At 66.9% G+C, this 20,524-nt stretch carries 18 protein-coding genes and 1 tRNA gene; 4 read left to right on the plus strand and 15 right to left on the minus strand.

The window, feature by feature from the left end:
* Positions 1–49 precede the first annotated feature (49 nt).
* The 5 genes from J7346_RS12090 to clpX form a co-directional block, all read right to left on the minus strand.
* Positions 50–126: transfer RNA gene (locus J7346_RS12090), tRNA-Val, on the minus strand.
* A gap of 32 nt (positions 127–158) precedes the next feature.
* Positions 159–434 (minus strand): HU family DNA-binding protein, encoded by a 276-nt coding sequence (locus tag J7346_RS12095; RefSeq protein ID WP_209120191.1) that lies wholly within the window; start codon positions 432–434, stop codon positions 159–161.
* A 6-nt stretch (positions 435–440) separates the two neighbouring features.
* Positions 441–2,840: an endopeptidase La gene (gene lon / locus J7346_RS12100; protein ID WP_209120194.1), complete on the minus strand. Its 2,400-nt coding sequence runs from the start codon at positions 2,838–2,840 to the stop codon at positions 441–443.
* A 159-nt stretch (positions 2,841–2,999) separates the two neighbouring features.
* Complete coding sequence (locus tag J7346_RS12105) at positions 3,000–4,535, minus strand: cryptochrome/photolyase family protein (protein ID WP_209120195.1); 1,536 nt, start codon at positions 4,533–4,535, stop codon at positions 3,000–3,002.
* 7 nt (positions 4,536–4,542) lie between these two features.
* Positions 4,543–5,808: an ATP-dependent Clp protease ATP-binding subunit ClpX gene (gene clpX, locus J7346_RS12110; protein WP_209120197.1), complete on the minus strand. Its 1,266-nt coding sequence runs from the start codon at positions 5,806–5,808 to the stop codon at positions 4,543–4,545.
* A 237-nt stretch (positions 5,809–6,045) separates the two neighbouring features.
* Between clpX and J7346_RS12115 the strand changes: the two genes are divergently transcribed.
* Positions 6,046–6,666 carry an HAD-IB family hydrolase gene (locus J7346_RS12115; protein WP_209120256.1) on the plus strand — a complete coding sequence of 207 codons (621 nt, stop codon included), beginning with the start codon at positions 6,046–6,048 and terminating at the stop codon, positions 6,664–6,666.
* A gap of 3 nt (positions 6,667–6,669) precedes the next feature.
* Here J7346_RS12115 and J7346_RS12120 read toward each other — a convergent pair whose 3' ends face one another.
* From J7346_RS12120 to tig, 6 genes are all read right to left on the minus strand, one after another.
* Positions 6,670–7,620, minus strand: a complete 951-nt coding sequence (locus J7346_RS12120; RefSeq protein WP_209120205.1) for a hypothetical protein — start codon at positions 7,618–7,620, stop codon at positions 6,670–6,672.
* A 55-nt stretch (positions 7,621–7,675) separates the two neighbouring features.
* A complete protein-coding gene (locus J7346_RS12125; protein WP_209120207.1) occupies positions 7,676–8,317 on the minus strand; it encodes an ATP-dependent Clp protease proteolytic subunit in 642 nt (213 codons plus the stop codon).
* Between the two features lie 94 nt (positions 8,318–8,411).
* Positions 8,412–9,359: a hypothetical protein gene (locus tag J7346_RS12130; protein WP_209120209.1), complete on the minus strand. Its 948-nt coding sequence runs from the start codon at positions 9,357–9,359 to the stop codon at positions 8,412–8,414.
* 748 nt (positions 9,360–10,107) lie between these two features.
* The gene (locus J7346_RS15150) at positions 10,108–10,233 is read right to left on the minus strand and encodes a hypothetical protein (protein ID WP_280636517.1); all 126 of its coding nucleotides are present in this window, start codon (positions 10,231–10,233) and stop codon (positions 10,108–10,110) included.
* An 80-nt stretch (positions 10,234–10,313) separates the two neighbouring features.
* Positions 10,314–11,270 carry a hypothetical protein gene (locus J7346_RS12135; RefSeq protein ID WP_209120212.1) on the minus strand — a complete coding sequence of 319 codons (957 nt, stop codon included), beginning with the start codon at positions 11,268–11,270 and terminating at the stop codon, positions 10,314–10,316.
* Positions 11,271–11,400: 130 nt separating this feature from the next.
* A complete protein-coding gene (gene tig / locus J7346_RS12140) occupies positions 11,401–12,744 on the minus strand; it encodes a trigger factor (protein WP_209120216.1) in 1,344 nt (447 codons plus the stop codon).
* 189 nt (positions 12,745–12,933) lie between these two features.
* Here tig and J7346_RS12145 point away from each other — a divergent pair, with 189 nt between their 5' ends.
* Both J7346_RS12145 and J7346_RS12150 read left to right on the plus strand, forming a co-directional pair.
* The gene (locus J7346_RS12145) at positions 12,934–13,647 is read left to right on the plus strand and encodes an MBL fold metallo-hydrolase (RefSeq protein WP_209120218.1); all 714 of its coding nucleotides are present in this window, start codon (positions 12,934–12,936) and stop codon (positions 13,645–13,647) included.
* 67 nt (positions 13,648–13,714) lie between these two features.
* Complete coding sequence (locus J7346_RS12150) at positions 13,715–13,948, plus strand: general stress protein (protein ID WP_209120219.1); 234 nt, start codon at positions 13,715–13,717, stop codon at positions 13,946–13,948.
* Between the two features lie 16 nt (positions 13,949–13,964).
* Here J7346_RS12150 and egtB read toward each other — a convergent pair whose 3' ends face one another.
* The 3 genes from egtB to J7346_RS12165 form a co-directional block, all read right to left on the minus strand.
* Positions 13,965–16,127: an ergothioneine biosynthesis protein EgtB gene (gene egtB / locus J7346_RS12155; RefSeq protein ID WP_209120224.1), complete on the minus strand. Its 2,163-nt coding sequence runs from the start codon at positions 16,125–16,127 to the stop codon at positions 13,965–13,967.
* Positions 16,128–16,230: 103 nt separating this feature from the next.
* The gene (locus J7346_RS12160; RefSeq protein WP_209120225.1) at positions 16,231–17,442 is read right to left on the minus strand and encodes an acyl-CoA dehydrogenase family protein; all 1,212 of its coding nucleotides are present in this window, start codon (positions 17,440–17,442) and stop codon (positions 16,231–16,233) included.
* A gap of 164 nt (positions 17,443–17,606) precedes the next feature.
* The gene (locus J7346_RS12165) at positions 17,607–17,912 is read right to left on the minus strand and encodes an SCP2 sterol-binding domain-containing protein (RefSeq protein ID WP_209120227.1); all 306 of its coding nucleotides are present in this window, start codon (positions 17,910–17,912) and stop codon (positions 17,607–17,609) included.
* Between the two features lie 179 nt (positions 17,913–18,091).
* On the opposite strand from J7346_RS12165, the gene J7346_RS12170 reads away from it, so the two are divergent.
* Positions 18,092–20,038, plus strand: a complete 1,947-nt coding sequence (locus tag J7346_RS12170; RefSeq protein ID WP_209120228.1) for a M61 family metallopeptidase — start codon at positions 18,092–18,094, stop codon at positions 20,036–20,038.
* 22 nt (positions 20,039–20,060) lie between these two features.
* Here the strand turns inward: J7346_RS12170 and J7346_RS12175 are convergent, their stop codons facing one another.
* Positions 20,061–20,459 carry a hypothetical protein gene (locus tag J7346_RS12175; protein ID WP_209120230.1) on the minus strand — a complete coding sequence of 133 codons (399 nt, stop codon included), beginning with the start codon at positions 20,457–20,459 and terminating at the stop codon, positions 20,061–20,063.
* Positions 20,460–20,524 lie beyond the last annotated feature (65 nt).

The raw sequence follows: 20,524 nt of genomic DNA on the forward strand, positions 1-20,524 counted from the left end.
GGACCACGAGAAAGGGCCGTCGGAGCGATCCGGCGGCCCTTGTCGTATCTGGTGGGCGGCGAGGGGTTCGAACCCCCGACCCCCTCGGTGTAAACGAGGTGCTCTGACCAGCTGAGCTAGCCGCCCGTCCCTGTGCCTATGCCTATGCCTGCGCGGCCTCAGCCGTTCAAGGCGCTTTTCAGCCCTTCGCCCGGGCGAAAGCGAACCGTGCGCGTGGCGGGCTGCAGAAGCGGCTCACCCGTCGCCGGGTGGCGCCCTGCCCGCTCGGCCCGGTCCACGGGCACAAAGGCGCCGAAGCCCGTGAGACGAACCGTCCGGCCCGCGGCCAGACCCTCGGAAATCCCCTCCAGTGTCGCTTCCAGAGCGAGGCGAGCCTGATCGGGGGTGAGACCGGCCGCACGCGCGATGCGGCCGATCAGTTCGGGTCTGGACATGAGGCTCTAGTGGCTGATGACGGCGTCGGAGCCCGGATCCTTGCCGGGCATGGCCGACGGCAGCGGTTCAGCCACCTCGTCCCATTCGACCGGCGTCAGCGTGCCGACCAGGGCCCATTTGAGGGCCTCGTCCGCCGTCGACACCGGCACGATCTCCAGCGCCTGCTTCACCGTATCCGGCACGTCGGCGAGGTCCTTCTCGTTCTCCTGCGGGATCAGCACGGTCTTGACCCCAGAGCGGAGCGCGGCGAGCAGCTTCTCCTTCAGGCCGCCGATCGCGGTGACGCGACCCCGCAGCGTGATCTCGCCGGTCATGGCGATATCCTTGCGCACCGGGATGCCGGTCAGCACCGAAACCATGGCCACCGTCATCGCCACGCCGGCCGAGGGGCCATCCTTGGGCGTCGCGCCGTCGGGCACGTGCACATGGATATCGGTCTTCTCGAACACCGGCGGCTTGACCCCGAAGGTCAGGGCCCGGGCCCGCACATAGCTGGCGGCCGCCGAGATCGACTCCTTCATCACATCCTTCAGGTTGCCGGTTACGGTCATGCGACCGCGGCCCGGCATCTTGATCGCCTCGATGGTCAGGATGTCGCCGCCGAACTCGGTCCAGGCCAGACCGGTAACGATGCCGACCTGGTCCTCGGTGTCCGTCTCGCCATGACGGAATTTCCGCACGCCGGCATAGTCGGGCAGCTTGTCCGTATCGACCGTGATGGACAGGGCCTTGGTGCGGGCCATTTCCCGGACCGCCTTGCGGGCCAGTCCGCCCAGCGCGCGCTCGAGCGAGCGAACGCCGGCTTCGCGCGTGTAATAGCGGATCAGGTCGCGGATGGTGTCGTCCGGCACTATCCATTCGCCGTCCTTCAGGCCATGGTCCTTGGCCAGCTTGGGCAGCAGGTGGCGCTTGGCGATCTCGACCTTCTCGTCCTCGGTGTAGCCCGAGACCCGGATGATCTCCATGCGGTCCAGCAGCGGCTGGGGCATGTTCAGGCTGTTGGCCGTGGTGACGAACATCACGTTCGACAGGTCGTAGTCGACCTCCAGATAGTGGTCGCCGAAGGTCGAGTTCTGGGCCGGATCCAGCACCTCGAGCAGGGCCGACGAGGGGTCGCCGCGCCAGTCGGCACCCAGCTTGTCGATCTCGTCCAGCAGGATGAAGGCGTTGGTCGTCTTGGCCTTCTTCATCGACTGGATGATCTTGCCGGGCATAGAGCCGATATAGGTCCGGCGGTGGCCGCGGATCTCGGCCTCGTCGCGCACGCCGCCCAGCGACATCCGCACATACTCGCGGCCCGTCGCCTTGGCGATCGACTCGGCCAGAGAGGTCTTGCCGACGCCCGGAGGGCCGACCAGGCAAAGGATCGGGCCCTTCAGGCTGCCGGTGCGGGCCTGAACCGCCAGATACTCAATGATGCGTTCCTTGACCTTCTCGAGCCCATAGTGGTCCTCCTCGAGGATGGACTCGGCCTTGTCGAGATTGATCGGCCTGGACCGCGCCTTGCCCCAGGGGATACCCAGCAGCCAGTCGAGGTAGTTCCGCACCACGGTCGACTCGGCCGACATGGGGCTCATGTTGCGCAGCTTCTTGACCTCGGCGTCCGCCTTGGCGCGCGCCTCCTTGGACAGGCGCGTCTTGCGGATGCGCTTCTCCAGCTCCATGACCTCGTCACGGGCGTCGTCGGTCTCACCCAGCTCGCGCTGGATCGCCTTCATCTGCTCGTTCAGATAGTACTCGCGCTGGGTCTTCTCCATCTGCCGCTTCACGCGGCTGCGGATCTTCTTCTCCACCTGCAGGACGCTGATCTCGCCCTCCATCAGGGCATAGACCCCCTCCAGGCGCGCGGCGACATCGACGGTCTCCAGCAGCGCCTGCTTGTCGGCGATCTTCACCGACAGATGGGCGGCGACCGAGTCGGCCAGCTTCGACGCATCGGTGATCTGCGGGATGGAGGTCAGGGCCTCGGGCGGCACCTTCTTGTTGAGCTTCACATAGCTTTCGAACTGCTCGACCACCGCGCGCGACAGGGCCTCGGCGCGCGAGGCGTCGGTTGACTCATCCGCGATGTCCTCGGCCTCGGCTTCGAAATATTCGGTCTGGTCGGTGAAGCGCGTCAGGCGTGCGCGGCTCTTGCCCTCGACCAGCACCTTGACGGTGCCGTCCGGCAGTTTGAGCAGTTGCAGCACATTGGCGATCACGCCGATCGGATAGATGGCGTCAGGCCCCGGATCGTCATCGACGGAGTTCTTCTGGGTCGCCAGCAGGATCTGCTTCTCGCCCTTCATGATCTCGTCCAGCGCACGCACGGACTTTTCGCGCCCGACGAACAGCGGCACGACCATGTGCGGAAAGACAACGATGTCCCGCAGCGGCAGGACGGGAAGGGTTCTGGTCTCGGACATTCTACTCTCCTGGCCGGCCAACAGGGCCCGGCCTGCGGAGCATTTCCCGCAATCGGCAAAATACTCCCTTGTCCCCGACATTCGGCGGACATTGCAGAAACTATGTGGCGCTTCGCGCGTCCTGTTCAAGACGCGATTGCCATCCACCCACAGCCCGCGTCAGGCCCTGACGGTGGCGCCCAGGGCCTTACGACAGGCTTCGGCCTCGTCGACCAGGGCCGCCCGACGCTCCTCCGGCCATTTGTCCAGGGTGCGATAGGGCATGGCGAGCCGCGGATTGTCGCGCAGGACCTTGCGGTTCCGTTCCAGAAAGCCCCAGTAGAGGCGATTGAACGGACAGGCCTTTTCCCCCGTCTTTTCCTTCACGTCATATGCACAGCCGGCGCAATAGTCGCTCATCCGGTCGATGTAGGCTCCGGACGCGGCATAGGGCTTGGACCCCACGATCCCGCCGTCGGCATAGGTCGCCATGCCGCGCGTGTTCGGCATCTCGACCCATTCATAGGCATCGGCGAACACCACCATGTACCAGTCGTCCACCTCGTCCGGGTGCACGCCCAGCAGCATGGCCAGATTGCCGGTGACCATCAGCCGCTGGATATGGTGGGCATAGGCATGCGTCCGGGTCTGTTCGACGACATCGGCCACACAGGCCATGTCGGTCTCGCCGGACCAGTAGAACCACGGCAGGCTCCGATCGGCGTCCAGGGCGTTCCGCTTGCGATATTCCGGCACCTTGAGCCAGTAGACGCCGCGCACGAACTCGCGCCAGCCCAGGATCTGGCGGATGAAGCCTTCCACCGCGTTCAGCGGCGCGGATCCGTTGCGATAGGCCTGCTCGGCCCTCTGACAGATTTCCAGCGGGTCCAGCAGGCCAAGGTTCAGCGAGGTCGAGACCAGGCTGTGCCAGAGGAAGGCTTCGCCGTTGGCCATGGCGTCCTGCCAGTCGCCGAAGCCGGGCAGGATGTCGTCGATGAAGTGGTCCAGGGCCTCCCCGGCCTGCTCCCGGGTGACCGGCCAGTCGAAGCCGTCCAGATCGCCGAAGTGATCAGCGAAACGGTCGCCCACCAGAGCCATCACCTCCTTGGTCGAGGCGTCTGGCGGGAAGCGTTTGCGCGGCGGAATGGCCTGTTCGGCGGGCAGCTTCTTGCGGTTCTCGACGTCATAGTTCCACGCGCCGCCCTCGGGCTGGTCGCCGTCCATGAGCAGGCCGGTGTCGCGACGCATCTCGCGATAGAAATATTCCATGCGGAGCTGCCGACGGTCGCTGGCCCAGTCCCGGAAGCGGTCGGCTGAACAGATGAAGCGGTCGTCCTCCCGGGTCTCGACGGGCACGTCCAGGGTGTTCGCGAGGGCGTTGAGCGCTTCCTCGAGGCGCCACTCGCCGCATCGGGTGCGGATCAGGCGGTCAGATTCAAGATCCTTGACGGCCCGGCGGACTTCACCGGCGATCGAGCCGCTGTTGGCCGCGTCGTCCAGGGTGACATAGCGCACCGTATGGCCGGACGTCCGCAGGCACTCGGCAAAGGCCCGCATGGCCGCCAGCACCAGCACGATCTTCTGCTTGTGATGCCGCACATAGGTCGCCTCTTCGGCAACCTCGGCCATCAGGATGACGTCACCGTCCCGGATATCCGAAAGGGCGCTCAGGCCGTCGCTGAGCTGGTCGCCCAGAACGAGACGGAGCGCCCCCATGCCGGCGTCAGGCGGCGCCCTCGGCCTTTTTCTTCTTGTCGGCGTAGATCAGCAGCGGCTGGGCCTTGCCCTCGATGACCTCGGCGTTGACGACCACTTCCTCGACGCCCTCGAAGGTGGGCAGTTCGAACATGGTCTCCAGCAGGATGCCTTCGAGGATGGAGCGCAGGCCCCGGGCGCCGGTCTTGCGCTTGATGGCCTTGCCGGCGACGGCGGTGAGCGCGTCATCGGTGAAGGTCAGTTCGACATTTTCCATCTCGAACAGGCGCTTGTACTGCTTGACCAGGGCGTTCTTGGGCTGGGTCAGGATGGTGACCAGCGCTTCCTCGTCCAGATCCTCCAGGGTCGCCAGAACCGGCAGACGGCCGATGAACTCGGGGATCAGGCCAAAGCGCATCAGGTCGTCGGGCTCGACCCCCTTGAGGATGTCACCGGTGCGGCGCTCGTCGATTTCCTTGACCTTGGCGCCGAAGCCGATCGAGGCCCCCTCGCCGCGCGCCGAGATGACCTTTTCCAGGCCGGCGAAGGCGCCGCCGACGATGAACAGGATATTGGCGGTGTCGACCTGCAGGAACTCCTGCTGCGGATGCTTGCGGCCCCCCTGCGGCGGCACAGAGGCGACGGTGCCTTCCATGATCTTCAGCAGGGCCTGCTGGACGCCCTCACCCGAGACGTCGCGGGTGATCGAGGGATTGTCCGACTTGCGCGAAATCTTGTCGATCTCGTCGATGTAGACGATGCCGCGCTGGGCCCGCTCGACGTTGTAGTCCGAGGCCTGGAGCAGTTTCAGGATGATGTTCTCGACGTCCTCGCCCACATAACCGGCTTCGGTCAGGGTCGTGGCGTCGGCCATGGTGAAGGGCACGTCGATGATACGCGCCAGCGTCTGGGCCAGCAGCGTCTTGCCTGAGCCGGTCGGCCCGATCAGCATGATGTTGGACTTGGCCAGTTCGACGTCGTTGTTCTTCGTCGCGTGGTTCAGGCGCTTGTAGTGGTTGTGCACCGCGACCGAGAGCACCTTCTTGGCGTGCGACTGACCGATGACGTAGTCGTCCAGAACCTCGCGGATTTCGCGTGGCGTGGGCACGCCGTCCTTGGCCTTCACGAAGCCGATCTTGTGCTCTTCGCGGATGATATCCATGCACAGTTCGACGCATTCATCGCAGATGAACACGGTCGGCCCGGCAATCAGCTTGCGGACCTCGTGCTGGCTCTTGCCGCAAAACGAGCAATAGAGCGTGCTTTTAGCGTCTGTACCGGCGGCTTTGGTCATCGACCCTTCTCACTCCCACGAACCCGAAATCCGGAGTCCGCGCTTCCTGCGAACCTGATTCCGAAAGCCTAGGTCCGAAGGTCTTCAAAAATTGACAATCCCCTATCCGGGGCGAAGCGACAACCCCATCCGACCAGACAGATTGGGGACGATCACGGAATTGAGCCTGATCCTTTATCAAGGCGAAGTTCTGACATAGGCATCGCCTGCCCCCATCGCCAGCCCCGGACCAGACCCCTGCCCCCAGCCCCCCCTTCCGCCGGACCGCTCGTCGCCTTCGACTTTGACGGCACCCTGACCGTGGCCGACAGCTTCACCGCCTTCCTGCGCTGGCGGGAGGGAGCGGTCGGCTGGTGGACCGGACTGGCGAGCCTTGCCCCCGCCACGGCGCGCTATCTGGTCGACCGGGACAGGGGGCGGATCAAGGCAGCTGCCGTCGAACGGTTCCTGAAGGGTGTTCCGGCCGACCAGCTGTCCGTCGAGGCCGAGCGGTTTGCGGACGCGATCTGGGACCGCTTCATGCGACCCGATGCCCTGGCCTGCTGGGAAGACTGGGGCCGGAAGGGCGCGCACCGGGTGATTGTGACGGCCTCGCCCGCCCTGACGGTCGCGCCCTTTGCCCGGCGGCTGGGCGCCGAAGCCCTGATCGGGACCGAGCTGGCGCTGGACGCGGAGGGCCGGGTCACCGGGGCCTTCGTCGGCGAGAACTGCCGCGGGCAGGAAAAGGTCGAGCGCCTGATCCGTGCCTATGGCCCGGAGGCCGAGCTGGAAGCGGCCTATGGCGATACCTCGGGCGATGCCGAGATGCTGGCGCGCGCCGCCCACCCCGGCTTTCGCCGGTTCCGGCAGAAGCCCTGAGGTCTAGTCCTCCGCCCCCTCCGGCTGATTGCGATAGGCGGCGACAATGGCCTGGGTGATGGTCTGGACCTGGACCATGGTGCTGACCCGACCGGGGCGCACCGCGTACATGCCGTCCATATAGGCGCGGTCCCAGCCGGACAGGCCGGCAATGCTGTCCGGGGCCTCGAACAGATTGAGGATGGTCTCATAGCGGCTGGTGTCGGCGTCGGGATTGACCTGGACGAGGGCGACCATGGCCACGTAGTCGCCCAGTTGCTCCAGCGAGACGCCGCCCAGTTTGTCGACATCGATGATGACGAAGGAGCGCTTCATCGTGTCCTCGATCGAGGACTGGATACGAGAGGCGACAGTCACGCTGACCTGGGGGGCGTAGCCGAGCACGTCGATCGCCCGATCGTAGCTGCCGACATGGTCCCCCGGGAGGCGCACCGCACGTTCGCCCGTTTCGGAGTCGGTCGGCATGCTGACGTGCCACCAGCGGACGGGGCGATCCGAGGACATGAAGTCCTCGAGCGCATTTCGGCCCCGGTCCATGCCCCCGCCGCCGACGACGAACAGCCGCGGGCGCATCTCGACGAAGTCGCGGGTGAAGCTGGCGCCGTCGGTCGTGCCGATGATCAGGATGCTGGGCTGGCAGCCCGGCTGGCCGGCGCTCAGCCCCAGATCGCGCGCGACGTCGGAGACGCGATCGACCAGATACTGCGCAACTTCGGGGTCGAAGTTGGCCGCCCCGACGCAGACGCCCTGACGCCAACGGGCGGGGCCGCGACCGCGGGCCGGCGCGGCCACCTCGCGGACGTATTCCGCCGTGCGTTCCTCGAGCCGGGTGCCCTCGACCACGATCTCCTCGAGACGATAGACGGTCGGGTCCTGGGCCGCAGACGGGGGCGGCGTCACGGGATCCTGGAGGGCGGTCAGCGCCAGACTTGCCGCAAACAGGGAACCGATCATGCCGCCCTCCATGCCGGTGGCCCCCTACGGACCCCGGCGGTTGTGATGCTCAACTCTAGACGGTCTTGATCCCGTCGTCATCAGCCTGCTGGCGCCGGTCGTAGACGTGATCGACGATGCCCCAGGACTTGGCCTCGTCCGCGCTCATGAAGTGGTCGCGGTCGAGGGTCTTTTCGACTTCCTCATAGGTGCGGCCGGTGTGGTGGACGTAGATTTCGTTCAGCCGGCGCTTGGTCTTGATGATGTCCTCGGCGTGGCGCTCGATGTCCGAAGCCGTGCCGCGGAAGCCGCCCGAGGGCTGGTGCACCATGATGCGGGCGTTCGGCAGGGCGATGCGGTGGCCCGCTTCACCGGCCGTCAGGATCAGCGAACCGGCCGAGGCGGCCATGCCCATGACCACCGTCGAGACCGGCGACTTGATGTACTGCATGGTGTCGTAGATCGCGAGCGCCGAGGTCACCTGACCGCCGGGGCTGTTGATGTACATGCTGATTTCCTTCTTCGGGTTTTCCGATTCCAGATACAGCAGCTGGGCGCAGATCAGGCTGGCCATGCCGTCCTCGAACGGGCCGGTCAGGAAGATGATGCGCTCGCGCAGCAGACGCGAGAAGATGTCGAACGCGCGCTCACCCCGGCTGGACTGCTCGACCACCATGGGGACGAGGTTGCTTTGGATGTAATCGATGGGATCGCGCATGAAGGCCTTCTTGGATGCGAGGGGGCCCGACTCGGCGGTCCAGCCCGTTTGAGACCCGGAATATCGCGACCCGGACGGCCCGGCGCAAGGCGCGTCAATCGCCGGCCGGTTCCGCATCGTCGTTAACAGGCTCGGCCTTGAGCGTCCGCGCCAGATCCGAGGCGATGCCCGAGGCCAGAACCGCCGGATTGCGGCGCAGGGCGCGGTCGTCCCGGTACAGGGCCCTGAGGAAGGCCAGATCCCAGTCGGTCATGCTGTCGGCGACAGCCGGATCGTCCAGAACATTCAGAATGGTCGGGAAGCCCTCGATCTCGCCGCGCGGGTCGATCTGGGCCAGCGCGACCATCGACAGATAATCCGCCAGCTGGGGACCTGTCAGGTGGGCAACGCCGTCCACATCGACGATGACAACGACCTTGTTCAGATCGTCCCGGATGCTGGTGGTCAGCATGGAACCGAAGGTGCTGAGTGTCGGCGCCGAGGGATTGCCCTCATTGTCGACCTCGCCCGGAATACGCACGGCGATCCGCCCGGACTCGGCGTGGATCGGCAGGGCCATGTGCCACCAGCGCACGGGGGCGTCGCCTTCCTGAAAGCGGCCCAGCGCGGTCCGCCCGAGGTCCATGCCCGATCCGCCGACGCGGAAAGCGGCAGGCTCGGCCTCGACCATGGCCCGGGCCATCCCGGCGCCGTCGTCGGCAAAGGTGATGATGACATTGGGCGAACAACCGGGCGCGCCGATCTCCAGCCCCAGGTCCTCGGCCCGGGTCGAGATGACGTCGGCCAGATACTGTGCTGCCTCGCCCCGCAGATTGACAACGCCGACGCAGACGGTGTCACGCCAGCGGGCGAGGCCCCGGCCCCGCGCGGGCACGGTGAGGCTGTAGACGAAGTCGCGCGCCGCTTCGTCCAGCGGTCGACCGAGGACGACGATATCCTCGACCCGGGTGCCGGTCGGGTCCTGACCGGCGGGGTCCTGAACCGGCGGATCCTGGGGGGTGGCCGTAGCCAGCAGGGCGGCAAGGGCGGTAGCGGCCAGCATGGAAGACTCCGTACGGGATCAGGCCTCGCAGGCCCTGTCGTCAAACGTCCCTTGCCCATAATCCCGTCGCCACCGGAACGGGCATTACAACGCCGTAATGTCGCCGATGCGTAGCAAGGCAGCCGAAAGCGCCTCTCGCCCGGTGGGCAGAGGAGATGGAGAGGCGGGCGGCGCGTGGGCCGGGGGCCCGGAACCGTGTGCTCCCGTGCTTTCGCCGCAGGGAGCGTGTGTGATTTTCGGCCCCAAGCCTGGCGCCGCCCCGGTCGGTTCACGCGAGCGCCTGGGGGGACTGTCTCTTCAGCCGGGAGTCGGGGCGCCGAAAAGCTTGCGGTCCCGACCTCGCCTGTCCCGGTTCGACAGCAGGCCCCAGTCTCTCGGCCCGCGACGGGCGGAGCGTCCAGAAACGCCCCGGACCCCGGGGTTTCGCCCCGGGCAGTCCCGCTCGACCGGCCCCCGCCGCCGCTTCAGTGCCTGGGTCCCGAGGCGCCTCTCCTGCGGCGGAGACGGGGAGAGGTTTGCACGGCCCCGGGCTGAGGCGAGGAAGTCGGGTCGGGAAAGGGCGAGGGTGTTGAAAGGGCGGGGGAATTCGGGGGCGGTCATCGCAACACCCGTCTCCTCCCTGACGAAGTTGGGGAGGTGGCGCGGCGGCGAAGCCGACGTGACGGAGGGGTTCTGGGCGGCGTGCGCGGTGAAGAACCCCTCCACCGCCTTCGGCGGTCCCCCTCCCCATCTTCGATAGGGAGGAGACTTACGTCAGCATCCGCACCCGCCCCGCGGCCGTCGCCGTCACCTCGGCCCAGGTCTGGTCGAAGTCGGTGTCGGTGCCGGTGTAGGGGCCGGCGACGGTGCTGCCCCCTCCACCCTGCTTCGCCAAGGCCTCAGGCTACGCGCTGCCCTTCGGGTCGCAGGGTCCCCCTCCCTATCCCGGATGGGGAGGAGACGGGTCGTTGCGTGTCACTCCGGTTCGGAGGGCGCAGCGGGGGTCACGACCTCGCGGGCCATACCGTCTGCGATGGTGCCGACGCCGCGGGAGCTGAGCACCTCGTCGGTATACAGGCCCGTGAGGAAGGCCCAGTCCCAGTCCGTCATATAGGGCGGATGGACCGCACCGTCGGTGAACAGGTTGAGGATGGTGTCGTAGCCGCCAATCTCTGCATCGGGATCGATCTGGGCCAGCGCCACCATGGCCACGTAATCGGTCAGTTCGATCAGGCCCGTGCCCTCGGCCCGCGCCACATCCACGATGATGATGACCTGCTGGAGGTTGTTCTGGCTGTGGTTGAGGAGGCGCGATCCTGCAACGACCTGGCCGTATTCGCCGAGGTCCGACGGTTTGGTGATGCCTTGCGGAGGGAAGGAGAAAGGCGGCTGCCCCGGGAGCCGCACCGTGGCGCGGCCGGTATAGATGTCGACCGGCAGGCTGACGTGCCACCAGCGCACGGGCGCGTCGGAGGCCTGGAAGGCCGCGAGGGCCTCGCGCCCCCGGTCGGTGCCGGCCGAGCCCAGAACGAATTGTCGTCTGCGGGCATCGACAAGGTCATGGGCCATCCGGTCGCTATCGTCCGTGAGCGCGATCAGGATGTTGGGCTCGCAGCCCCCCTCCTCGACCCGCAGTCCGACGTCTGACGCCACGGTGGCGACCCGGTCGGCCATGTAGCGGGCCGCCTCTCCCTCCAGGTTCAGGACCTGCACGCAGACAGGTTCGGCCCACCGGGCCGGCTCGCTGCGGCGGGCCGGAGCAATGATCTCGCGCACAAAGGGGATGGCGCGCTCGCGGGCGCTCTGCTGCCGGCCCTCGACGGTGACCCCTTCGACGGTGACGGGGCGTACGGGATCCTGCCTTGCCGGATCCTGTGGCGCAGGATCCTGGGCCATCAAGGCGACGCTCAGCGCAAGCACGATGGCAGACATGGACAGCCCCTCCCGTATGTCGGGACGACTGTAGCCGAAACCCGGATAACGGCAATCCCGGGGAGCGGACAGCAAAACGCCCGGCGCAGGAGTTGCGGCCGGGCGTTGAGGGTCGGTCGGGAAGAGGCGATCAGGCCTCTTCGTCTTCCTTCATCAGCTCGTCCTTGCTGATGGGCTTGTCGGTCATTTCCGCCTGGTTGAAGATCAGTTCGCAGACCTTCTCCTCGTAGATGGGAGCGCGCATCTGGGCGGCGGCCTCGGGGTTCTGGCGGTAGAAGTCCAGCACCTGACGCTCCTGACCCGGATAGTTGCGGGCCTCGGCCATCAGGGCGTTGTTCAGCTCCTGATCGGTGACGCCGACATTGTTGGCGCGGCCGATCTCGGCGAGCACCAGACCCAGGCGCACGCGGCGCTCGGCGATCTTGCGGTACTCTTCCTTGAGCTTCTTGTCGGACTTCCTGGCGTCTTCTTCCGGCAGGCGGCCGGCTTCCTTGTCGGCCTCGACCTGACGCCAGATGCCGTCGAACTCGGCCTCGACCATCTTGGGCGGCAGGTCGAAGCTGTGACCCTCGTCCAGCTGGTCCAGAAGGGCGCGTTTCAGCTTGAAGCGGGCGGCGTTGGTGTACTGCTGGTTCAGGTTGTCCTTGAGGATGCTCTTCAGCTTCTCGAGGTCTTCCAGACCCAGGCGCTTGGCGAAGTCGTCGTCGATCTTCGTTTCGGCCTCGGCCTTGATGGCCTTGACGGTCACGTCGAAGGTCGCGGCCTTACCGGCCAGGTGAGCGGCCTGATAGTCCTCCGGGAAGGTGACCTCGACGACCTTTTCGTCGCCGACCTTGGCGCCCTTCAGCTGCTCTTCGAAGCCGGGGATGAAGCGGCCCGAACCGATCACCAGATCGGCGTCGGTGGCGGAGCCGCCCTCGAAGGCCTCGCCGTCGATCTTGCCGACGAAGTCGATGGTCAGCTGGTCGCCGTCGGCAGCCTTGACCGTCTTGCCGGTCTTGTCCTCGTACGACTTGGATTGCGAGGCCAGTTCCTTGAGGGTTTCGTCGATGTCGGCGTCGGTCGCTTCATAGACCGGGCGCTCCAGCTTGAGCGTCTTGGGGTCGACGGGGGTGAACTCGGGCATCACCTCGAGCGACATTTCATAGGCGAGGTCGGCTTCACCGGCGACGACCTTGTCCATGTCGCTGGTCAGCTTCATTTCGGCCGGGGCGGCCGGACGGACCTTGGCCTCTTCCAGCGCCTTCTGGCTCGACTCATTGAGGGTGGTGTTGACGATCTCGCCCATGAGGTCGCGGCCATAGGCCTTGCGCACGTGGGAGGCGGGCACCTTGCCGGGGCGGAAGCCCTTCAGCTTCATCTGGGGCGCCACTTCCTTGATACGCGCGTCCAGCTTTTCGTTCAGCTCGGCGGCGGGAACGGTGACCTCGATCACGCGGCTGAGGCCGGCGGCGGACTTTTCAACGACTTGCATGGACGATCTGACGTTCTGGGGGCGCGACCGTCAGGAGATCGCGCGCATGGTGGGACAAGCAAATAGGGCCGCCCTTTGTGGAGCGGCACCTCGAAGCCCGCCCTTATGTCGAGAACGCCGCCAAAGGTCAACGCGCGCTGCGACCCGGCGATGGTTCACAGGCGGCGGGCGGCAGCCTATGTCAGAGCGATGAGCACCCCCTCCTCCCCCCTCGGCCTGTTCATCTGTCCGGTCACGCCCCTGCAGCAGAACTGTACCGTCGTCTGGTGTACGGCGACGAAGATCGCGGCGGTGATCGATCCGGGCGCCTCCGGGCCGATCATCATGGACGAAATCCGTCGGCGCGGCCTGACGCTGGAGCAGATCTGGATCACCCACGGCCATCTGGACCATGCCGGCGGGGCGGCCGAGCTGCACGAACTGTCGGGAGCGCCGATCATCGGCCCGCACCCGGACGACCAGTTCTGGATCGACGGCATCCCCGACCAGGGCCGTATCTATGGCCTGCCCGAGGCCCGCAGCTTCACCCCCGATCGCTGGCTGGACGAGGGCGACGAACTGACGCTGGGCGAGACCCGCTGGGCGGTGTTCCGGACGCCGGGCCATACGCCGGGCCATGTCATCTTCTATTGCGAGCAGGCGCGCTTCGCCCAGGTCGGCGATGTATTGTTCCAGGGCTCGGTCGGACGCACCGACTTTCCGAAAAGCGACCCGCAGGCGCTGGTTAACAGCATCGTCACCAAGCTGTGGCCGCTGGGGGATGACGTAACCTTTGTGCCCGGGCACGGACCGCATTCGACCTTCGGCGCCGAGCGGCGCAGCAACCCCTTTGTCTCGGACCGGGCGCTCTCCGGACAGGGGCTCGCGCGGCCCGCTGAGTCGGATCGTCGCACGCCACCCTAGGGGGAACCGGACGGGGGCCACGGGGTTCTTTCTGCACAGTTTTCGATTTGTCAGAAAGGTCAATGCCATGGCCGAGGCCAAGCCCCCCGTTCGCGCCTCCGGAGTGTCCAAGCGCGGCTTTGCGTCGATGGACCCGGAACGCCAGCGCGCCATCGCTCGCAAGGGCGGCGCCAGCGTGCCGAGCGAAAAACGCAGCTTTTCCCAGGACCGGGCGCTGGCCGCCCAGGCCGGCCGCAAGGGCGGTGAAGCCTCTCACGGCAGCCGCCGGACCGAAGAAACCGCGACCGCCACGCCCAAATAGGCGCCGGCCCCTGCCCTCAGCCCTGCAACAGGGCGAGGGCCACCGCGGGCTCGTCCGACTGACGCCAGTCGACCAGTTTCCACCCCGCCTGCTCCACCAGTTCGACCACCGCCTCGCGCGTGAATTTCCGCGAGCTTTCGGTGTGAAGGGTCTCCCCCTCCAGAAAGCGATGACGCGTGCCGTCGATGGTGACCGTCTGATCCGCCAGCGACACCAGATGCATCTCCATCCGTGAGCGGTCGGCGTTCCACACCGCCCGGTGCGCGAAGGCGTCGAGGTCGAAATCCGCGTCCAGATCGCGATTGGCGCGCTCCAGCAGATTGAGATTGAAGGCAGCCGTCACCCCTTCGGCATCGTCATAGGCGGCGACCAGAACCTCGGGCGACTTCACCAGATCCACGCCGAGAATGAAGCGCGAGCCGGGCGCCAGACGCTCGTGCGCCGAGGTCAGGAAATGGACCGCCTGATCCTGCGTCAGATTGCCGATGGTCGAACCGGGGAAGAAGCCGGTGCGCGGGCCGCGTCCCAGCTCCGGCAGGGGCGGCAGATCGAGAAAGTCACCGGCCACGGGGCTGACCTCTAGATCAGGATAAGCCTCGCGGATGCGGTCGGTGGCGGCATCGAGCGCATCGGTGCTGATGTCGATGGGCATATAGGTGGCGACGCCCGGGGCCTGGTCGAGCACGATGCGGGTCTTCTCGCTGGCGCCGGAGCCGAACTCGACCAGCACGGCATTGTCCCCCATGAAGCGGGCGATGTCCGGCGCCATGGCGCGCAGCAGGGCCGTCTCCTGACGGGTCGGATAGTATTCGGTGACGCGGGTGATGTCCTCGAACAGGTCCGAGCCGGCGGCGTCGTACAGCCATTTCGGCGACAGCGACTTTTGCGGTTTCGAGAGACCTTCGATCAGATCGGCCCTGAATTGTGCGGTCTCTTCGGTCAGGGGCATCCGGGCTCCGGTCTGGGGGTCAGGGTCGCGCGCCAGCCTGAGGCCCGCGAAGGCCCAGCGCTGATGCGGATAATAGAAGTTGCGGTAGGTCAGGCGGCGATGGTCGGGCGGGGTGGCGAAGCACGAGCCGCGCAGCACGCCCTGATTGGCCATGAACTTGCCGTTGTACTCGCCCGCGGTGCCGGGGGTGGCGCGGAAACCGGGATAGGGGGCGTAGGCGCTGGCGGTATGCTGCCAGACCTGACCGTCGAGGCCTGAGAAGGCCTCGGGGCGCGTGCGGGCGGCGTGCTCCCATTCCGCCTCGGTCGGCAGGCGGGCGCCGGCCCAGCGGGCAAAGGCGTCGGCCTCATACTGGCTGATGTGACAGACCGGGGCCTCGGGATCCACCGGGCGGCGGCCGGTCAGGGTCATGACCGACCAGCGACCATCGCCCTCCTCGCGCCAGTAGAGGGGCGCCTGCCAGTTCTCTTCCCCGACCGTGGCCCAGCCGTCCGACAGCCACAGTTCGGGGCGGCGGTAGCCGCCGTCGGCCATGAACTCCAGCCACTGGCCGTTGGTGACCAGATCGCGGGCGAGCTCATAAGGCTGGAGGTTCACCTCGTGCGCCGGGCCCTCGTTGTCGAAGGCGAAGCCGGCGTCGTCGTGGCCGAGCGTGACAAGGCCGCCCTCGAACGCTTCCCACCCGCCGCGCGGGGGCGCGGCCGTGCGCCAGCCCGGCTCGGTCTCATAGGCCGCCGGGTCAATCGGCGAGCAGGCCATCAGGTTCAGGATGTCCATCAGGAACAGCTCCTGATGCTGCTGCTCGTGATGGCGACCCAGCACGAGAAGGTAGCGCCCCTCCCCGTCCGTCAGCCCCGCACGCAGGCGGTCGACCATCCGCCGGTCGATCTCGCGTCGGTAGTCCATCACGTCGTCGAGCGACGGGCGGGTCATGCGGCTGCGGGCGTCGCGGGTGATCCGCTCACCCACGCCGTCATAGTAGGAGTTGAACAGGGTGAACCAGACGGGATCGTAGGGCCGATAGTCCGGGTCGCGGCCGAGGATCATGGCCTCATAGAACCAGGTCGTGTGCGCCAGATGCCATTTGCCCGGGCTGCAGTCCGGCATGGACTGGGCCTGGAGGTCCTCGGCCGACAACCCCCTGGCCAGCTCGGGCATGACGCGGCGCGAGGCCAGATAGGCCGCGACGTCGCGGGCGCTCTGGTCCTGAACGGGGGCGGGCGCGTTCATGGGCATCTCCGGGTCCGGGCGGGCGGGATCGAGCCCCACCAGCCCGACACGAGTCGGCCTAACGTATCAGCCCCGCAGACGTTGCCGCAAAAACGCCGTGTTCTCAGCGAACCGGGCGACCGCCGTGTTTGGCATATTCCAGACGGGCGATGGTGCGGTTGTGGACCTCGTCCGGGCCGTCCGCGATCCGCAGCGTGCGCACCATGGCGTACATCTCGGCCAGCGGCATGTCGGACGAGACGCCCGCGCCGCCGAAGGCCTGGATGGCGTCGTCGATGACCTTGAGCGCCATGCGCGGCGCGGCGACCTTGATCTGGGCAATCTCGGAACGCGCGGCCTTGTTGCCCGCATTGTCCATCATCCAGGCGGCCTTCAGCACCAGCAGGCGGCACATCTCGATATTGGTCCGCGCCTCGGCGACGCGCTGTTCCCAGACCGAATGTTCGCCGATGGCCTTGCGGAAGGCCGTCCGCGCCAGCAGACGCTCGCACATCAGCTCCAGCGCCCGCTCGGCCATGCCGATGACGCGCATACAGTGGTGGATACGGCCCGGCCCCAGACGGCCCTGGGCGATCTCGAAGCCGCGCCCCTCGCCCGCGATCAGGTTCTCGACCGGCACGCGAACGTTTTCGAGCACCACCTCGGCGTGGCCGATCGGCTTTTCGTCATAGCCGAACACCGACAGCATGCGCTCGACGCGGAAACCGGGCGTGTCGACGGGCACGAGGATCTGCGATTGCTGGGCGTGGATGGCGGCGTCGGGGTCGGTCTTGCCCATGACGATGGTCACGGCGACGTTCGGATGGCCCATATTGGTCGACCACCATTTGCGGCCGTTGATCACATAGTGGTCGCCGTCGCGCTCGATGCGGGTCTCGATATTGGTGGCGTCGGACGAGGCCACCGCCGGCTCGGTCATCAGGAAGGCCGAGCGGATCTCGCCGGCCATCAGGGGCTTGAGCCACCGCTCCTGCTGGGCTGCATCGCCGTACATATGGAGCACTTCCATATTGCCGGTGTCGGGGGCGTTGCAGTTGAACACCTCGGCCGTCCACAGATGGCGGCCCATCATCTCGGCCAGCGGGGCGTATTCCAGATTGGTCAGGCCCGAGCCGTGCTCGCCGGGCAGGAACATGTTCCAGAGGCCGGCCTCGCGGGCGGCAGCCTTCAGCTCATCCATGACCGGGGGCTGGCGGTTCGAATCCTCGTGCACCTGGGCCCAGTATTCCGCCTCGCGCGGCAGCACCTTGTCATCGAGAAAGCGGCGGACGCGCTCCTGCCAGTGAAGGGCCTTTTCGCTGTGCTGGAATTCCATGGAGAGGTCTCCTTCTCCCTCCCCCTTGTGGGGAGGGTGGTCGCGAAGCGACCGGGTGGGGGACGCTGAAGCCGGGCGCCGGCGGTGCGGAACCGGTTTTCCCCACCCTGTCGTCGCTTCGCGCCGACATCCCTCCCCATCAAGGGGAGGGAGAACGCAAACAATCAGCGCTTCAGCAGCGGAGCCAGCTTCTGGGCGATCATCATGTCGCCGGTGATCTTCAGCTTGCCCTGCATGAAGGCCATCATGGGGTCGAGCTTGCCTTCCGAAAGGGCCATGAAGTCGTCCCACGCCATGGTGACGGTGGCGTCGGCGGGCTTGTCTTCATTGGTCACCGTGTTCGGCACCGAGGCCCCGTCGATGAAGATGGTCCCCTTGTCCATCAGGTCCAGCTTGACGGTCTTGCCCAGGCCGGAGTTCTCGCCGACGGCGGCGCGGATGTGTTCGGTGACGGAAGCCAGATCAGCCATGTCGTTTTCTCCCTGAGAGGTGTTGGCTGATGGCCTAGCCCGCCTGTCCGGCCCTGCCAAGATCACCCTGGGTAAAGATGATGCGAGGCGAATGCCCGCACCTTGACGGTGACGGGGTTGACCCGGCGCGCGCGGTGGTCCGAACTGCACCCGACCCTTTCCTGATCTGCGAGTGACCCATGCGCCTTCGTCTGACCGCCTCCGCCCTGGCCCTTGCCCTCAGCCTGGGTCTGGCGGCCCCGGCCCTCGCCCAGGTGGGCACCCCTGCCCTGCCCCGCGCCCTGCCGGAAATCCCGGCACCGGTCGATCAGGCCTATCCGGGAGTGATCCGTTACGAGGTCGACGCCACCGACATCGACCGCAAGATCGTCAGCGTGCGCCAGACGATTCCCGTCAGCGCCGGACCGATGACGCTGCTGTATCCGAAATTCCTGCCGGGCAATCATGCCCCGACCGGACCCATCCAGCTGATTGCCGGGGTGACGATCCAAGGCGACGGCGAGCGCATCGAATGGCTGCGCGACACCATCGACCCCTATGCCTTCCACATCGAGGTGCCGGAGGGCGTCGACGAGATCGTGGTCGAGTTCCAGTGGCTGACCCAGCCGGACAGCAGCAACTGGCGGGTGGTGATGGCCTCGTCGATGCTGAACCTGCAGTGGGAAAAGGCCCTCATGTATCCAGCGGGCTATCGCCACAGCCGCATCACCTTTGCGCCGTCGATCCGCCTGCCGGAGGGCTGGCAGTATGGCGTGGCCATGGACACGGTGTCGTTCGAGGACGGGGTGGCCACCTTTGCCCCTGTCAGCCTGGAGACCCTGGCCGATAGCCCGATGTTCGCCGGTGCCAACTACAAGTCCTATGACCTGGATCCGGGCGGCCGCTCGCCGGTCACCCTGCACATCGTGGCTGACCGGCCCGAGAACATCGCCCCGACGCCCGAGCAGCTGGCGGCCTATGAGGCGCTGGTCGATGAGGCCGAGCTGCTGTTCGGCTCGCGCCACTTTGATCGCTATGAGTTCCTGCTGGGCATGACCCGCGAGATGGGCGGCATCGGGCTGGAGCACCACCGGTCGAGCGAGAACACCGCCCCGCCCAACTTCTTCGGCGCCGGGTGGGACGACAACTACGGCACCCGCGCCCTGCTGCCGCACGAGTTCGTCCACTCCTGGAACGGCAAGTTCCGGCGCCCCAGCGACCAGCTGACCCCCAACTTCAACGTGCCGGTGCAGAACACCCTGCTGTGGGTCTATGAGGGCCAGACGGAGTACTGGGGCGATGTGCTGACCGCCCGGTCGGGCCTGGGCACCAAGGAGGAGGTGCTGGCCTCGTTCGCCGGCATCGCGGCCTTCTACGAGAACCAGGCCGGGCGCGAGTGGCGCGCGCTGCAGGACACGACCAACAACAATCTGCTGGGCTATCGCGCGTCCAGCCCCTGGCCGTCGTGGATGCGGGGCACGGGTGACTACTATCGGGAGTCGGCGCTGATCTGGCTGGATGTCGACACCCTGATCCGCGAGATGACCGGCGAGCAGAAGTCGCTGAACGACTTCGCCGCCCTGTTCTTCGGGATCGACGACGGCTCGTGGACGGCGACGCCCTACACCTTCGACGACATCGTGACGGCGCTGAACACCGTGGCGCCCTATGACTGGGCGACCTTCCTGCGCAACCGTCTGGACGCCGTGGGACCGGACGCGCGGGCGCCGCTGGACGGCATCGAGCGCAGCGGATACCGCCTCGTCTACACCGACAGCCCGACCGAGGTTGAAACCCGCATCAACGGCAGCGGGCCCGGCGACTACCTCTATTCGCTGGGCTTCTATCTGGCGGGCGGCAACCGGATCGTCGGCGTGCAATGGGGCAGCCCGATCTTCGAGGCCGGTATCGGCGCCGGCTGGACCCTGGTATCGGTCAATGGCGAGCGCGCCAGTGCCCAGGTGCTGTCGGATGCGATCACGGCCGCCAAGTCGTCGCCGGACCCCCTCGTGCTGGAGGTCCGCAATGCCCAGGGCAGCCGCACCCTGGAGATCGATTACCACGGCGGGCTGCGCTATCCGCGGCTGGAGCGGGTGCCCGGTACGCGCGACCGGATGGGCGACATCCTGACGCCACTGCGCGACTGAGGCGGGCCGGAGCCCGGGCGTGCTACCAGCAGGCCCGGGGCTTGGGTGTCGCCTGCAACTCGGCATAGAGGACCCCGCATCGGGCCTGGGCATCCGCCGGGGACAGGGCGGCCAGTTCCGCATGCATGCTGCGCAGGGACTCGACCAGCGGTGCGTCGCCCTCGGCCACGCCGCGCTTCACGTCGCACTGGTGCATTTCATATTTGAGCGAGGCGATCGGCTTGCAGTCCATCGGCAGGCCGTCGAACAGACCCACGGCCGCGTCCTGGGTCAGCGGCCCTTCGTGCAGGGCGGGCGTTTCGACCGCAGGCGCGGGTTCAGGCGCCGGCGTAGCGGACCCGCTGGCCTCCTCCTGTCCGGAGCAGCTCGCCAGCAGCAGTGAGGCCAGGACAGTGGCCTGCGCCATGGACCGGATCGACATGATGGATTCCCCCTGTTTGTCAGAGGAGGATTTGGCGGGCTCGCGCCGGGATTGTCCAGACCATC

The sequence above is a fragment of the Brevundimonas sp. A19_0 genome (assembly GCF_017744255.1).
Classification (GTDB): Bacteria; Pseudomonadota; Alphaproteobacteria; order Caulobacterales; family Caulobacteraceae; genus Brevundimonas.